Below are 14264 nucleotides of genomic sequence, written 5' to 3' on the forward strand. Positions count from 1 at the left end.
ATTCGCTCCCGACCCCGCTTTTCGGCTAGAATCCCCGCTTGCGAATAAAACGATCCGTTCAGGATCCCCACGTGCCTTTATCGCCTTCCCTTATTCGACCGGGCTTGCCCGGTGCATGGCGATTGCGAACAAGAGACTTTTCATGGCCCACGACAATGCTCCCCGCCTCGAACCCCGCCTGTTTCATCCCCGCTACTGGGCCAGCTGGTTCGGCCTCAGCCTGCTCTGGCTGCTGGTGCTGCTGCCCTGGCGCAGCCAGATGTGGCTGGGACGCCAGCTCGGTAGCCTGGCCCGCAAGCTGCTGAAATCCCGCGTCAAGATTGCCCGCCGCAATCTGGAACTGGCGATGCCCGAGCTGACCAAGGATGAGCGCGAGAAACTGCTCAAGCAGAATTTCGAGAGCGTGGGCTGCGCCATCTTCGAAGTCGGCATGGCCTGGTTCTGGCCAGACTGGCGGATGCGCAACCTGATGAAGGTGGAAGGGGAAGAGCACGTCATCGCCGCCATGGAGAAGGGTCAGGGCATGCTGCTGCTCTCCTGCCATTTCCTCACGCTGGAGCTCAACGCCCGCTGCTTCGGCCTGGTACGGCCCGGGGTCGGCGTCTACCGTCCCAACACCAACCCTGTGCTGGAGTATGCCCAGTACCACGGTCGCTGCGCCTCCAACAAATACCTGGTGGACCGGATGGACGTGAAAGGGATGATCAAGGCGCTGCGCAACGGCGATGCGCTCTGGTATGCGCCGGATCATGACTACGGCAGCCATGCCAGCGTGTTCGTGCCCTACTTCGCGGTGGAGCAGGCCGCCACCATCACCGGCACTGCCACCCTGGCGCGGGTGAAAAATACCGTCACCCTGCCCTGCTACAACATTCGCACCAGCGAGGGTTACACCCTGCATATCGGGGCGCCGCTCGCCGACTATCCGAGCGGTGACGACCTGGTTGATGCGACCCGTGCCAACCGCGAGATAGAAGCCGCCGTGCGCAAGGCGCCGGAGCAGTACATGTGGCTGCACCGCCGCTTCAAGACCAGGCCCAACCCGGACGATGCGGGCTATTACTGAGTGGGAAAAAACCGAAAAAGCCGCCGAAAGGCGGTTTTTTGTGGCCTGTTGCCGGTAAAGGGTTTTCATTCGTGGCTGAATATTTTATTAATGGCCCTGCCGAGCGGCGGGCCCCGGCCCGCCAGCAATACCAATAACGAAGGGAAGCGAACATGAAAGCCACTCTTTTGCTGGGCGCCCTGTGCGCATTGACCGGCTGCAGCCAGCAGACCCATAACGTCCATCTGACCTCCCTCCCCTTAAGCGATCTCAAGGAAGTGAACGCCCAGTGGAGCCCGCTCACCCGGATGGAGTCCCGCTACCCCAAAGAGGCCATCCTGGCCGGGCAGACCGGTTGCAGCTCGCTCGAGTACGTGATCAACCCGGCGGGACGGGCCGAACAGATCCGGGTGCTGGACAGCAGCGACCCGCAGTTCAGCGACGCCGCCATCGCCGTGCTGCAGCAGTGGCAATGGCAGGCCACCCCCACCAACTCGCAGCACATCCCGGTCAAATCCCGTACCCGCTTCGAATTCTGCATCGAGCACAACGGCCAGCCCTGCGACACCAGCGAACTGGAACTGCGCTGCCAGGGGGAAGACGTGGTGCGCAGTACCGGGCTGATCTACACCCAGGTCTGAATCAGCCGCGCAGGCCTCCATTGCCAGCCCCGCTGGCCCCATCGACAGCCAAAGAAAAAGGTGAGCCAGGCTCACCTTTTTTAAATTGCAGGCGCGACACAGCTCGGCTCATCACTCTTGCCGATGCAGCCAGGCGGCGATGGCCAGTTGCAGGCGCACATAGTCGGCCTGAAGGAACAGGGCCGGCAACGCCTGCTGCCAGTCGGCCTGTCCGGCGGCCGAGGCCAGCCGCGGCCCGAACCGGGTCAGCTCAACCAACCAGTCCACGGCCGGCAACCTGCCGGCCGCCTCGGCAATAAGGTCCATGCCCAGGCGCAGCTGCTGCAACGCCAGCCCCTGCGCCTCGGCGTCCGTCTGTTCCAGCCAGTACTGCTCGTGATGCTGCCAGTGCTGCAGGCCGAGAGCGATCCGCTCGGTCGCACTCAGGTCGGTCAATGCAGGCAAGGCCTGCAGCGCCAGCGGCTTGCCGAGCCCAGCCAGCCGATAACCGCGCTGGGCCTTGGACTGAGCCCCGAGCCGCAGGCCGCCAAGCCCGGCCAGCTGCTCTGCCAAGCCGAACAGGGCGCTCGCCTCGCCGGATTTGAGCTCCAGCTCCAGCTCGTCGATGCGGCTCTTGCCGAGCACGCCGACGATCTCCCCCTGATCCCAGGCCAGCTCGATCTCAGCCCCCGCGAAGGCGATCAACCAGTGGCGGCGCAGGAAGTCGGTACGAAACTGGGCCACCAGGGCGCTCTGGATTGCATCCCGTGTGGAAAGACTCGGCCAAATCTCGTCAGGAAAAGCGTCAAGCGCGGGCATATCGCCAGCGACCGGGGCATTGTATTCGGGTCTGGCATGCAATCCGCCCACCGCCTGGCCCCGACATTTAATCGTCTGTTCGGCGAAATCATCGCTGCGACGGATCCGCAATCCCATCTCCAGGCGGCGCAAATCCAGCGCTGGCGTATCAAAATAGACATTGCCGAGCTCGGCTTGAGAGTTGGATATAATTTCCAGTGAATTCAGAAGGTTGAAAAAAGGCTGTCGAATATCTCGGGAGACAAAAAACTTTATCTCGATCTCAGTTTGCATAGTCATTCCGGGCTGGCAGGCAACTTTGGGGGGCGTGATGCTAAGCGCGAGGATATAATGCCTGCGATACATCAGGATTAATTCACGGTTTTATTGATGGCGCAGTTCGGTTACCATGCGCCCCTCATAAAATCGTATCGAGTGTTTTTTCACCGACACAGGTTTGGCCATGCCAGTAAATACTATTTTGGGGCTTTTTGCCAAGTCCCCCATCAAGCCGCTGCAGAAGCATATCGTCAAGGTTCACCAGTGCTCCCAGCAGTTGGTCCCCTTCTTTGATGCCGTTGCCGAAGACCGTTGGGAAGATGCCGAGAAGATCCGGCAGCAGATTGCCCAGCTGGAAAAAGAAGCGGACATCCTCAAGCGTGAAATTCGTCTGAAGCTGCCTCGCGGTCTGTTCCTGCCGGTTGCCCGTACCGACCTGCTCGAACTGCTGACCCAGCAGGACAAGATTGCCAACCGTGCCAAGGATATTTCCGGCCGCATGCTTGGCCGCAAAATGGAATTTCCTTCCGAGATGCGTGCCGATTTCATGGCCTATCTCAAACGCTGTATCGATGCGACCGCCCAAGCCGAGAAAGCCATCGGAGAACTCGATGAGCTGCTCGAAACCGGCTTTAAAGGACGTGAAGTTGAAATGGTTGCCGAGATGATCCACCAGCTGGATCTTATCGAGGACGATACTGACACCATGCAGATCGGGCTGCGCCAACAGCTGCAAGCCGTTGAGCAGAAATACAATCCGATCGACGTTATGTTCCTCTACAAGATCCTCGAATGGGTAGGTGACCTGGCAGATCAGGCCGAGCGCGTTGGCGCCCGTCTGGAACTGATGCTGGCTCGTTCGTAATCGACTGACTGGGTAAACACTAAATGGACATTATCGCGAATTACGGCACCACCCTGGTGCTCGTGGCGGCCTTGTTCGGCTTTTTGATGGCCTGGGGTATTGGCGCGAATGACGTTGCCAACGCCATGGGCACGTCGGTCGGCACCAAATCCCTGACCATCCGTCAGGCCATCATCATCGCCATGATCTTCGAGTTTGCCGGTGCATATCTGGCCGGCGGCGAAGTGACCGCGACCATCCGCAACGGCATCATCGACAGCAACGCCTTTGCCGATACGCCGGATCTGCTGGTGCTCGGCATGATCGCCTCCCTGCTGGCCGCCGGCGCCTGGTTGATCCTGGCCTCCTACTTCGGCTGGCCCGTCTCCACCACCCACTCCATCATCGGTGCCATCGTCGGTTTCGCCGTGGTGAGCATTGGCCCGGAAGCGGTACAGTGGAGCAAGTTCGGCGGCATCGTCGGCTCCTGGATCATCACCCCGGCCATCTCGGGCGTCATCGCCTACTTCATGTTCATCAGCGTGCAGAAGCTCATCTTCAACACCGATGATCCCCTCAACAACGCCAAGCGCTACGTACCCTTCTACATGTTCCTGACTGCGCTGGTGATCTGTCTGGTGACCATCAAGAAGGGGCTGACCCACGTCGGTCTGCACCTGACCGACGGCGAAGGCATCCTGCTCTCCATCGCCATCTCCATCGCGGTGGCGTTTGCCGGCTGGCTCTACATTCGTGGCCAGCAGTACAACCCACAGGATGACAGCAAGATGCACTTCGCCAACGTGGAGAAGGTATTCGGCATCCTGATGATCATCACCGCCTGTGCCATGGCCTTTGCCCACGGCTCCAACGACGTGGCCAACGCCATCGGCCCGCTCTCCGCGGTCGCCTCCATCGTGGCGGCCGGCGGCGAGATCGGCGGCAGCTCCCACATCGCTTGGTGGATCCTGCCGCTCGGCGGCATCGGCATCGTCATCGGTCTGGCCACCATGGGCGAGAAGGTGATGGCCACCGTCGGTACCGGCATCACCCACCTGACCCCGAGCCGTGGCTTCGCCGCCCAGCTGGCCACCGCCGCCACCGTGGTGATCGCCTCCGGCACCGGTCTGCCCATCTCCACCACCCAGACCCTGGTCGGTGCGGTCATGGGCGTGGGTCTGGCGCGCGGCATCGCGGCGCTGAACCTGGGTGTGCTGCGCAACATCGTGGTCTCCTGGGTCATCACCCTGCCCGCTGGCGCCATCCTGGCCATCGCCATCTTCTACGTGCTGCAGATCTGCTTCTCCTGAGGCGCGCTGCAATGAAAAGCCCGGGTCATTGACCCGGGCTTTTTTATCTCGGCACGCTCATCCGCACCTTGGGGACGCGAGCAACTTGCATCACCCGCCCCACAGGCGCAGACTGTTTGGCCTTGTTTCGACTCAAGGCACCCATCATGACGCCAGCCATCAACCTGCTGAAGAAGCTCAAGATCCCCCACAAGCTCTACCCCTACGAGTGCGAAGCCCACGACGACTTCGGCAAGCATGCCGCGACCCAGCTCGGCCTGCCGGAGGCCCAGGTGTTCAAGACCCTGATCGCCCATCACGACAAGCAGGCGGTGGTGGCCATCGTCCCCTCGTCCGGCCTGTGCAGCCTCAAGCAGCTGGCCAAGGCCACCGGTCTCAAGAAGGTGGAGATGATGAAGCCGGCGGAGGCGGAGAAGCTGACCGGCTACAAGGTCGGTGGCATCAGCCCGCTGGCCCAGAAGAAGCTCTTGCCCACCGTGCTCGACGACTCGGCCATGCAGTTTGACGAGATCCTGGTGAGCGGTGGCAAGCGCGGCCTCTCGGTGGGGGTGGCGCCTGCTGACATGCTGCGCCTGATGCAGTGGATCGCCGCCCCCATCGGGGAATAGAGGCGTGAGCGGACCTGCCACTGCGCAGGCCCGCCCGGCCACTCTCGTTTACGGGAGCATGCCCAGTGCGCGGCGGCCATGGTCGTTCAGATCGGCCAGGGTGAAGCGCCCCTGCCAGTCGGCCTCGTAATCTTCGCGGGGGAAGTCGCCAGGCGAAGCCCCCTGCTCCAATGCCTGCCGCACCAGGCGCGCATAGGCCAGGTTCTTCTCGCAGCGGGGCGCCGCCGGAATATACATGACGTTGCCCCACCCCTGCTGCTGCTCCACCGGCGCCACGCCGTGGATCAGGTCGCAGTGCCACCAGACCGAATCCCCTGCGGTCACCGCCGGGATCGAGCTCATCGCCCGCAGCAACAGCGGATGCCAGGTCTCGGAGACCGGCAGCACCTTGCCCGGCGCGACACCGCACAACTCATCTTCCGGCACGTCCGGCTGCAGCGGCCGCAGCAGCACGTAGGCCATCGCCTCGGGGATCGGCACCACGTGCAGCAACCCCTGCCCCGGCAACATGTCGGAGAGCGCCGTCCACCCCTGGAAGGTACGAAATACCGAGCACTTGGTGGTGTTCTCCACACTGTACTCCTCGACCTCGGTGCGATGGGCCGCATCCCAGGGATCGTAGGCGGCTATGTCCCCCCGGAAAATCGGTGCGAACACCTGCTGGTAGGCCGGCAGCAACCAGCGCTCGAGGGCCCCCGAGTCGGTATGGGCCCCCAGCCCGCGAGAACTAGTGCCGGGCGGACGGCGGCGAATACGATCGGGATAGATGATGCTCACGTCCGGGTCGAACCAGGGTATCCCATCCGGTCGCTCGAACTGCCACAGGCGGTTCAGGAACGACTGCACGGTCGCCATCTCGTCGCTCTGGCGCGCCTCCATCTGGGCCCGTGACCAGTAGATGGGATAGATCTCGGGGCGCGACGCGGCAAGGGAGCCGAAGAAACTGTCGCCGGGACCGCGATACAGCTCATCAAAACGGTTGAGATCCAGGTAGTCGAGCATGTCGCGATCCCAGGCCAGCGCCCGTTCCCGTGCAAAGTGCCCGCGGATCACCAGGCAGCCGCGCCGCCGTATGGCTGCACGCTCGGCCTCGCCGACCTGGCCCGCCGCCAGCGCCTGGTAATCCAGTTCTGGCCACACCGGCTCACCACGGGCTCGCAACGCTTCCACCTCGGCCACCCGCGCCTCGATGCGGCGGCTGACCTCGGCAAAGACCGCCTCCACGTCGCCGAGTTGTGCGCGCAGGGCTTGTTTCATCTGACGGATGGCCGCCTTGTGATCGGCGGGCAACTGGGTATGGGTGACGCTCATCTTGCCTCCTGGATAATGGACGAAAGCCAGCAAAAACTTTCGTTCGAAACAACATATAATTTCAAAAACAAGATACATTAAAAAAATGTTAATACAATCTTCTCCGCACCCGGGCAGTGAAGACGCAGCGAAGAAGCAGTGCAGAGAGAGAAGCGAAGGGAGATCAGCAGAGAGCAGACAAGACGGCAAAAACAACAGGGCGGCCATGGCCGCCCTGGTTTATTCAAGCGCCGCGCAAGGCGGCCGTGAGGGTCGAGAGGCGCAGGCGCTGGTGCCCCTGCGCATCGAAGTTGTCAGGCGCCAGCCAGCGCGCAAAGCAGGCCTGCAGCGCCGGCCACTCACTGTCGATCACCGAGAACCAGGCGGTATCGCGCGTGCGCCCCTTGTCCACCCGGCTCTGGCGAAAGGTCCCCTCGTAGCTGAAACCAAGGCGCAACGCCGCTTGCCAGGAGGGCTGGTTGAAGGCATTGCACTTCCATTCGTAACGCCGATAGCCGAGGGCAAAAGCATTGGCCATCATCAGCGCCATCGCCGCCGTCGCCAACCGCGAGCGCTGCAAGGCGGGGGAAAAGTGCAGCCAGCCCACCTCGATGCTGCCGGCCAGAGGGTCGATGCGCAGGTAGCTGGCCAGCCCCAGCGGCTGTTCACCATGCTCGTCGAAGATGGTGTAGAACTGGGGGTCGCTCTTGGCGGCGCACTCTCGCAGCCAGACCAGCATGTCAGCCTCTGTTGCGTAAGGGCCTGTGGTCAGGTAGGTCCACATGGCCCCGCTGTCGGCGCTGAAGGCCTGCCACAGGCCGGGGCCATGACGCTCAGGATCCAGCGGCGCCAGCCGGCAACCCCAGCCGTTGAGGGGGCGACGGGGCGGGAACTCGGCGCCCCGCCAGTCGGGCAGCGGCGCACCGACCGGCTGGCCGAACTCATTCAGATGGATGTCAGCAGCCACAGGCAATCCCTCCCGTTTGCAGCACGCCCGGTTCGCTACCGGTGGCGACGGCAAAGCCGTCCTGCCGCCACCAGTGCAGCCCACCGATCAGCTCCTTGACCTGAAAACCGAGCGCCGCCAGCTTGTAGGCACCCCGGGTCGAGCCGTTGCAACCGATGCCGTCGCAATAGCAGACATAGACCTTGTCCCGCGCCAGCGCGGCCGTGGTGGCCGGGTTCATGGTGGCGTGGGGGAAGCTGATGGCACCAGGGATGTGTCCCTCGGCATAGTGACCGGCAGAGCGGGTGTCGATGACGACGATCCGCTCTTCACCGGCCAGCAGATCGGCGGCCAGATCCGCCGGATCAGTGCGCAAGGCCAGCTGGGCCTCGAAGAAGAGGCGGGCTTGTTCGGCACTGGCCAGCCCGCTGCTCAATACATGACTCATAGTGACGCTCCTTGTACTCAAACCCGGATCCGGGTGGTGATGTCGGTGGTGACCGAGTTGGCGATGAAACACTCCTCGTGTGCCTGATGGTGCAACTGCTCCAGCGCGGCCAGATCCGGCTGCCGTTCACCGCCGAACTGCGCCAGCGGCTGCAGGGTGACCCGGGTGATGGCCTGACGACCGCGGGCATTGGCTTCCATGATGCCCACCGCCTCGTCCCGGTAGCTCTCCACCAGGTAGCCCGCCCTGGCCGCCAGCCAGAGAAAGGTGAGCATGTGGCAGCTGGAGATCGCCGCGACGAAGGCCTCTTCCGGGTCGACGTTCTCGGCCACCGACCAGGGCAGCGACACCACGTGGGGAGACGAGGAGGCGGGCACCCTGACGCCGCCGTCGAACTCCCACCAGTGGGCCCGGCTGTAACCTTGATCAACGAAGGGCTCGCTGGCCCCGCGCTGCCAGCTGATGGTGGCGCTGTACTCCGACATGCAGACTCCTTTCATTGCCAATAGTTGTGAATCCCGAACCTTGAGCCTCAATGTAGCGACATAATGGCCTTGCCACGCCGACCAATTTTGCCAATATGAGCAGACCAATTAGCGCCCGGGAGATCCCCATGCCTGCCCTGCCCACCCTGTTTGCCACCCAGCAAGCCAGCGATCTGCCGCTGCACGAACAGCTGGTCCGCACCCTGCGCTCGGCCATGCTGGCCGGCCACCTGCCCCAGCACAGCCGGCTGCCCGCCAGCCGCATGCTGGCCGCCGATCTGGGGGTCTCCCGCAGCACGGTGGAGCTGGCCTATGGCCGGCTGGAGGCAGAGGGCTATCTGGTGCGCAAGGTGGGGGCCGGTCTGTCGCGCCGAGGTCAGGAGATGGCCGACAGCGGCGCCTGTCACGACGTGCCCGAGGTGGGCCGCTCCTTTGCCTCCAGCCAGCCGGATCCCCGCCTCTTCCCGCAGACCCTGTGGGGCCGGTTGATGCAGCAGCAGTGGCGCCGGCACGCCGGTGACTGGATGAATTACGGGGAGCCGCAGGGGCTGGAGGCGCTGCGCGGCGCCATCAGCAGCTATCTGGTGCAATCGCGCGGCGTGGTATGCGAGCCGGACCAGATCCTGATCCTCACCAGCTCCCAGCAGGGGATCCTGCTGGCGACCCAGCTGCTGATCGATGCCGGCGATACCGTCTGGGTGGAGGATCCCGGCTACCCCGGGGCCCGCACCGCCATGGAGAGTGCCGGCGCCCGGGTGCACCCGGTGCCGGTGGATGAAGAGGGGCTCAACCCGCAGGGGGCACACCCGGCACCGCGGCTCATCTACACCACGCCCGCCCACCAGTATCCGCTCGGCGTGCCCATGAGCCTGCCGCGGCGGATGGCGCTGCTGGCCGAGGCCGAGCGGCACGGCGCCTGGATCCTGGAAGACGACTACGACGGCGAGTACCAGTACGATCAGCGGCCGCTCCCCGCCCTGCAGGGGCTGGATGGTCAGGGACGGGTGCTCTACGTGGGCACCTTCAGCAAGGTGTTGTTCGGCTCGCTGCGCCTCGCCTACCTGGTGCTGCCCAGGCCGCTGATGGAGTCCTTCTGTCGGGCCCGGGCCGCGGTCGATGGCCACAGCAACCAGCTGCTGCAGGCGGTGACCGCCGACTTCATCCGCGCCGGCCACTTCGCCACCCACCTGCGCCAGAGCCGGCTGGTCTACCAGAGCCGCCGCGACCTGCTGCTGGCCGAGCTGGCCAACCACTGCCCCGCCCTTACCCCCATCCACAGCGGGGCCGGCCTGCAGTGCGCCGTGCGGCTGCCCCCCGGCGGCGAGGCGCGCTGGACAGAGGCCGCCAACGCACAGGGGCTGGGGCTGCGCCCCCTCGGCCAGTTCTACCTGGCCCCGCCGACGCAGGAGGGGTGGCTGCTCGGCTTTGCCTCCCTCGACAACCAGGCCCTGCGCCGTCTCTGCCGCCAGCTGGGCAGCCTGCTGGCCGCCCGCTGAAGGCGGCCCGTCCACTCAGCCTTGGGAGCCGGTTTGCCCCTGCTCGCGGCAGAGCGCCAGCCAGGCCTCGGCGGTGCGGGAGAGGTAGCGTTCGCTCGGCCAGATCACCCCGAGCCGCCAGCTCAGCTCGGGCACCAGCGGTCGCAACACCAGGCCGTCCGGCGCCAGCCGCCGGCAGATGGGGTCGGGCAGAAAGGCGACCCCCATGCCGCTGCGCACCATGGCGGTGAGAAAGTCCCACTGGCTGCTGCGTGCCGCCACCTGGGGCTCGAAGCCGGCCGCTCGGCACGCCTGCTCCAGCCGCTCGCTCAGGGTGAAGGCCTGGGTGTAGAGCAGGAAGGGCTCGTCGCAGAGCGCCTCCAGCCGGATTTCAGAGCTATCGCGCCAGCGCGGCAGGTCGGGCAGCACCACCTGGATCGGGTACTGGTCCAGCTCCAGCGCACTGAGGGCGCCCCCCTCTTTGGTCGGCAGCATGGTGATGGCGAGATCCAGCTCCCCTTCCAGCACCGCCTGCTCGATGCGCCGGCCGCCGTACTCGACGATGGAGAGCTCGACCTTGGGGTAGCGACTGCGGTAGGCGCGGATCAGATCGGCATAGACGTGGCCCACCATGGGCGGAATGCCGAGCGCCAGCCGGCCGAATTGCAGACTCTGCAGATCGGCGAGCTCCGCCTCCAGCTGCTGCATCTCGGCCAGGATGGTCTGGGCCCGGTTGAACAGCACCCGGCCGCTGTCGGTCAGGGTGAAGCGGCGCCCCGCGCGGCTCAGCAGGGGCTGACCCAGCTCCTCCTCCATGTTGCGGATCATCTTGCTGATGGTGGGCTGGGTGACGAACAGTTTCTCGGAAGCGCGGGTGAAGCTCTGTTCCCGCACCAGTTCGACAAAGTAACGCAGGGCGCGGATGTCCATGGCTCTCTCCTGGCGGACGGCAAAACCTGATCATGCCTCTTTGGCATGATTTTGATAATTTAAATTCATTTTTTGCAGGTTTGGCCTCTCTCTATACTGTGAGCAAGTTCACAGAAAGACCTAGATCATGAAAGCCCTCTGCATTCGCTGGTTCCAGACCCCCTTCCAAATCGCCCTGCTGGCCGCCATCTGGCTGCTGGCCGATCTGGCGGTACGTACCTTCCATCTGCCGCTGCCTGCCAACCTCACCGGCATGCTGGCCCTGCTGGCCTTGATCCTGCTCGGCGTGGTCAAGACCCGCTGGTTCAGCGCCGGCGCCCGCTGGCTGCTGGCCGAGATGCTGCTGTTCTTCGTGCCGGCGGTGGTGGCGGTGGTCAACTATCAGGATCTGCTGCTGCAGGAGGGGTGGCGCATCATGGTGGTGCTGCTGCTCAGCACCATACTGGTGCTCGGCACCACGGCGCTGGTGGTGGACCGGGTCTATCGCCTCGAGTTGAAACTGGCCCGCCGGAGTCGTCGTCATGTCTGATACCCTGCTCGGCCTGCTCTGCTTCGCCCTCACCCTGCTGTTCTACTACGCCAGCAAGTGGCTCTACGGCAAGAAGCGCATCCTGCCCCTGATGCCGCTGCTGCTGGCCCCCACCCTGCTGGTGGCGGTAGTGATGCTGTTCCACATCCCCTATCAGGACTACATGGCCGAATCCCACTGGCTGCTGTGGCTGCTGGGGCCGGCCACCGTCGCCTTCGCGGTGCCGGTCTACGAGAACCGCCAGCTCATTCGCCGCCACTGGCTGTCGCTGTCGGTGGGGGTGGTCGCCTCGGTGGTGATGGCGGTGGGCAGTACCGTGCTGCTGGCCCGCTGGCTCAATCTCTCCGACATGCTGCAGCGCAGTCTGGCGATGCGCTCCATCACCACCCCGTTTGCGGTGGAGGCGACCCGCGCCATTGGCGGCCAGACCGATCTCACCGCGCTGTTCGTGGTGCTGACTGGCGTCATCGGCATGGCAGTCGGCGAGAGTGTGCTCACCCTGCTGGCCATTCGCAGCCGACTCGGCAAGGGGGCAGGGTTTGGTGCCTCGGCCCACGGCGCTGGCACCGCCAAGGCCTATCAGATGGGCAACGAGGAGGGGGTGGTCTCCAGCATGGTGATGATGATCGCCGGCATGGTGACCGTGCTGCTGGCCCCCCTGCTCGGCCAGCTGTTCTGGTAACCAACTCGTCGGTAAAAGCCGGGTTTCCCGGGCCCAGGACCCCAGCCTTGGCACCACAGCCGCTACACTCAACTCAATGTGACAGCAGTGAGCGGTATGATGAACCACAGAGTGATGATCCTCGGGCTGCTGGCCGGCAGCCTGTTCTTCTCCCCCCTTCTGCCGGCCCTGGACATAGTGACCCACGTCAGCCCCGAGAGTGAGCGGGACCTGCGCACCCTCTACGGCCAGCAGCTGCTGCAACTGGCGCTGGAAAAGACCCGCGACAGCTTCGGCGACTACGAGCTGCGACCGGCCCCCCCCATGAGCCGAACCCGGCTGCGTCAGGTGCTGCAGTACAACCTCTACCCCAACCTGCTGGCCATCGACAGCTTCCCGCGCCCGGAGGGCAGCCACGACCTCGACTATGTCCGCTTTCCGGTGGATCTCGGCATCCTCGGCTATCGCATCTGCTTCGTCAGCCCCAAACAGCAGCAAGCCGTGGCCCAAGTCCGAACCCTGCACGAGCTGCAGCAGTTCAGCCATGGCCAGGGCCGCGGCTGGCAGGATGCCGAGATACTGCGCAGGGCCGGTTTCAAGGTACAGGAGGTGGAGGGGTACGAGCGGCTGTTCAAGCTGGTGGTGCGCGGCCGGGTGGATCTGTTCTGCCGGGGAGCCAATGAGCTGCTGACAGAGCTGGATACGCACCGGGATCTGGAAAAATTGACGGTCGACCAGCATCTGGCGCTCTACTACCCCTTCATCCACCTCTTCTACAGCCACAAGGATAACCAACACGCCCTGCGCCGGGTCCGGGCCGGCCTGCAACTGGCCTGGCAGGACGGCTCCCTGCAGGCGCTCTGGCTCAAGACCTTCAAGCCGGCGCTGGATTTCGCCAGGCTGGACCAGCGGCTGCTGTTCAGGCTGGACAACCCCTTGCTGCAAGGGCTCGACTTCGATTACCAGCCCTACCTTTACGATCCCCTCACCCAGCGCTTCGGGCCCGGCGAGCCGGCCAGCGGCAAGCAGTGACTCCGGCTGCTCCCCGCCCGCAGCTGGGGAGAGCCACTACACTCAGAGGAGTCTCAGCTTTTCACAGGAGCTCATGATGCACTGGACCCCGCTGCTCGCCCTGCTGCTGTCCCTGCCCGTGCTGGCCAGCCCGACCCTGTTCACCTACATGAGTCCGGAGAGCGAGCACGATCCCAGAAGCACCTATGATCGAGAGCTGCTGCGCCTGGCACTGGAGAAGACCCGCGCCAGCCACGGCGACTACCGGATGCAGGCCGCGCCCCCCATGACCCTGGCCCGGATGTGGGTCAGCCTGCGCTTCAATGACTACCCCAACCTGTTCGCCATGGACAGCTACCGCTCCGATCGGGACATGAACGGCATCGACTACGTGCGCTTTCCCATCCACCTCGGCATCGTCAGCTACCGCATCTGCTTCGTCAGCCCCGAGCAGCAGAGCGCCGTCGCCGGAGTGACCAGCCTGGAGGGACTCAAGCGCTTCGACATCGGTCAGGGCAAGGGCTGGCTCGACGTGCAGATCCTGCAGCGGGCCGGTTTCAAGGTGCAGGAGGTGGAAGGCTACGAGCAGTTGTTCAAGATGGTGGCGCGCGGCCGTTTCGCACTCTTCTGCCGCGGGATCAACGAGTTGCCCCAGGAGAAACTGAACCATAGGGATGTCCCCGGGCTGGTGATGGATGAGAACGTGGCGCTCTACTATCCGCTGCCCAGGGTCTTCTTCACCCACAACAGCAACCAACAGGCCATCACCCGGGTGCAGCAGGGGCTCAAGGCCGCCTGGCGCGACGGCTCCCTGCAGGCGCTCTGGCTCAAGACCTTCAAACCCTCGCTGAGCTTCGCTCACCTCCATACCCGCCGGCTGTTCCGGCTGGAGAATCCCTACATCGAGGGGATCGATTTCAACTATGAGGCTTACTACTACGACCCCGTACAGGGGCGCTTCGGCCCAGGTGAATAGCCGCCTGCC

Annotated in this window: 16 protein-coding genes; 10 read left to right on the top strand and 6 right to left on the bottom strand. The window is 64.2% G+C overall.

Features of this window, described 5'->3' with window-relative positions; all coding sequences use genetic code 11:
* Positions 1-142 precede the first annotated feature (142 nt).
* Both lpxL and PG899_RS13745 read left to right on the top strand, forming a co-directional pair.
* Positions 143-1066 carry an LpxL/LpxP family Kdo(2)-lipid IV(A) lauroyl/palmitoleoyl acyltransferase gene (gene lpxL, locus PG899_RS13740; protein WP_077095186.1) on the top strand — a complete coding sequence of 308 codons (924 nt, stop codon included), beginning with the start codon at positions 143-145 and terminating at the stop codon, positions 1064-1066.
* 152 nt (positions 1067-1218) lie between these two features.
* Positions 1219-1686, top strand: a complete 468-nt coding sequence (locus PG899_RS13745; RefSeq protein ID WP_042064773.1) for an energy transducer TonB — start codon at positions 1219-1221, stop codon at positions 1684-1686.
* 111 nt (positions 1687-1797) lie between these two features.
* Here the strand turns inward: PG899_RS13745 and PG899_RS13750 are convergent, their stop codons facing one another.
* Positions 1798-2757: a CYTH domain-containing protein gene (locus PG899_RS13750; RefSeq protein WP_077095187.1), complete on the bottom strand. Its 960-nt coding sequence runs from the start codon at positions 2755-2757 to the stop codon at positions 1798-1800.
* Between the two features lie 169 nt (positions 2758-2926).
* On the opposite strand from PG899_RS13750, the gene PG899_RS13755 reads away from it, so the two are divergent.
* The 3 genes from PG899_RS13755 (at position 2927) to ybaK (ending at position 5504) form a co-directional block, all read left to right on the top strand.
* Positions 2927-3607, top strand: a complete 681-nt coding sequence (locus PG899_RS13755) for a TIGR00153 family protein (RefSeq protein ID WP_005305357.1) — start codon at positions 2927-2929, stop codon at positions 3605-3607.
* 23 nt (positions 3608-3630) lie between these two features.
* Positions 3631-4896 carry an inorganic phosphate transporter gene (locus PG899_RS13760; RefSeq protein ID WP_016352095.1) on the top strand — a complete coding sequence of 422 codons (1266 nt, stop codon included), beginning with the start codon at positions 3631-3633 and terminating at the stop codon, positions 4894-4896.
* Between the two features lie 146 nt (positions 4897-5042).
* On the top strand, positions 5043-5504 hold the full coding sequence (gene ybaK / locus PG899_RS13765; protein ID WP_011707484.1) for a Cys-tRNA(Pro) deacylase: 462 nt from the start codon (positions 5043-5045) through the stop codon (positions 5502-5504).
* Positions 5505-5552: 48 nt separating this feature from the next.
* On the opposite strand, the gene PG899_RS13770 is transcribed toward ybaK, so the two are convergent.
* The 4 genes from PG899_RS13770 to PG899_RS13785 all read right to left on the bottom strand — a co-directional run bounded on the left by PG899_RS13770 (position 5553) and on the right by PG899_RS13785 (position 8673).
* The gene (locus PG899_RS13770; protein ID WP_077095190.1) at positions 5553-6815 is read right to left on the bottom strand and encodes a DUF1479 domain-containing protein; all 1263 of its coding nucleotides are present in this window, start codon (positions 6813-6815) and stop codon (positions 5553-5555) included.
* A gap of 223 nt (positions 6816-7038) precedes the next feature.
* The gene (locus PG899_RS13775) at positions 7039-7761 is read right to left on the bottom strand and encodes a GNAT family N-acetyltransferase (RefSeq protein WP_077095191.1); all 723 of its coding nucleotides are present in this window, start codon (positions 7759-7761) and stop codon (positions 7039-7041) included.
* Positions 7751-8188: a rhodanese-like domain-containing protein gene (locus PG899_RS13780; RefSeq protein ID WP_077095192.1), complete on the bottom strand. Its 438-nt coding sequence runs from the start codon at positions 8186-8188 to the stop codon at positions 7751-7753. The genes PG899_RS13775 and PG899_RS13780 overlap by 11 nt, the downstream gene beginning before the upstream one ends.
* Positions 8189-8205: 17 nt before the next feature.
* Positions 8206-8673, bottom strand: coding sequence for an OsmC family protein (locus PG899_RS13785; RefSeq protein ID WP_077095193.1), 468 nt, complete (start codon positions 8671-8673; stop codon positions 8206-8208).
* A 128-nt stretch (positions 8674-8801) separates the two neighbouring features.
* Between PG899_RS13785 and pdxR the strand changes: the two genes are divergently transcribed.
* Positions 8802-10169 carry a MocR-like pyridoxine biosynthesis transcription factor PdxR gene (gene pdxR / locus PG899_RS13790; RefSeq protein ID WP_190283794.1) on the top strand — a complete coding sequence of 456 codons (1368 nt, stop codon included), beginning with the start codon at positions 8802-8804 and terminating at the stop codon, positions 10167-10169.
* Positions 10170-10184: 15 nt separating this feature from the next.
* Here the strand turns inward: pdxR and PG899_RS13795 are convergent, their stop codons facing one another.
* Entirely contained in the window at positions 10185-11078 is an 894-nt protein-coding gene (locus PG899_RS13795; RefSeq protein ID WP_077095195.1) for a LysR family transcriptional regulator, read from the bottom strand.
* A 127-nt stretch (positions 11079-11205) separates the two neighbouring features.
* On the opposite strand from PG899_RS13795, the gene PG899_RS13800 reads away from it, so the two are divergent.
* The 4 genes from PG899_RS13800 to PG899_RS13815 all read left to right on the top strand — a co-directional run bounded on the left by PG899_RS13800 (position 11206) and on the right by PG899_RS13815 (position 14255).
* Entirely contained in the window at positions 11206-11607 is a 402-nt protein-coding gene (locus PG899_RS13800) for a CidA/LrgA family protein (RefSeq protein ID WP_041216456.1), read from the top strand.
* The gene (locus PG899_RS13805) at positions 11600-12289 is read left to right on the top strand and encodes an LrgB family protein (RefSeq protein WP_077095196.1); all 690 of its coding nucleotides are present in this window, start codon (positions 11600-11602) and stop codon (positions 12287-12289) included. Before PG899_RS13800 ends, PG899_RS13805 begins: the two co-directional genes overlap by 8 nt.
* A 96-nt stretch (positions 12290-12385) precedes the next feature.
* Positions 12386-13300 (top strand): hypothetical protein, encoded by a 915-nt coding sequence (locus PG899_RS13810; RefSeq protein ID WP_077095197.1) that lies wholly within the window; start codon positions 12386-12388, stop codon positions 13298-13300.
* Positions 13301-13376: 76 nt separating this feature from the next.
* Positions 13377-14255, top strand: coding sequence for a hypothetical protein (locus tag PG899_RS13815; RefSeq protein WP_077095198.1), 879 nt, complete (start codon positions 13377-13379; stop codon positions 14253-14255).
* Positions 14256-14264 lie beyond the last annotated feature (9 nt).

Source organism: Aeromonas sp. QDB39, from assembly GCF_027707585.1.
GTDB lineage: Bacteria > Pseudomonadota > Gammaproteobacteria > Enterobacterales > Aeromonadaceae > Aeromonas > Aeromonas hydrophila.